Origin of the sequence: Planktothrix serta PCC 8927 (assembly GCF_900010725.2) — a bacterium.
Classification (GTDB): Bacteria; Cyanobacteriota; Cyanobacteriia; order Cyanobacteriales; family Microcoleaceae; genus Planktothrix; species Planktothrix serta.
Window position 1 is genome coordinate 1 of sequence record NZ_LR734906.1, and the last position, 632, is coordinate 632.

Below are 632 nucleotides of genomic sequence, written 5' to 3' on the forward strand. Positions count from 1 at the left end.
CGTCCTTCTTCGCCTCTGTGTGCCAAGGTTTCCACCGTCAGCCCTTTCTATCTTGACCACTTGATTCTCTTTTGGGAGAATCTCTGTTCGTTTGCGAACTCCTGAACACCAGAACTTTTCCGGGTTTTTTCTTCCCGGTTCTGGTTTCATTTTTGATCCCTTCTGATTCTTCTATGCAGTTTTCAAGGTTCTGGCTGGAACTTTTTCCAGCATTTACTCTTTCTTCTGGGAAAATAGTAGTGCTGATTTGTTCTTAAACTTGGGGTAATAGTGGAGGTAAGCGGACTCGAACCGCTGACATCTGCCTTGCAAAGGCAGCGCTCTACCAACTGAGCTATACCCCCACATTTTTTTAGGTGGGCCATCCTGGACTTGAACCAGGGACCTCACCCTTATCAGGGGTGCGCTCTAACCACCTGAGCTAATAGCCCATTTACCCAACCTAGTTTACGTTTGAAAGTCTCTTTTCCGGTTTTCCTAGCTCCGACCTGGGATGACTTCTAAGGGTGCTATATTTTGTTGGGATGTTCGCACTCGACTCAGAAGTAGGTCTCCCTGAAAGGAGGTGATCCAGCCACACCTTCCGGTACGGCTACCTTGTTACGACTTCACCCCAGTCATCAGCCCTGCCT

At 48.3% G+C, this 632-nt stretch carries 2 tRNA genes and 1 rRNA gene; all 3 read right to left on the bottom strand.

Annotated elements, in window-relative coordinates:
* Positions 1-271: 271 nt before the first annotated feature.
* Positions 272-344, bottom strand: a tRNA-Ala gene (locus PL8927_RS27585).
* A gap of 13 nt (positions 345-357) precedes the next feature.
* A tRNA-Ile gene (locus PL8927_RS27590) sits at positions 358-431 on the bottom strand.
* A gap of 127 nt (positions 432-558) precedes the next feature.
* Positions 559-632, bottom strand: a 16S ribosomal RNA gene (locus PL8927_RS27595); the annotation flags it as partial.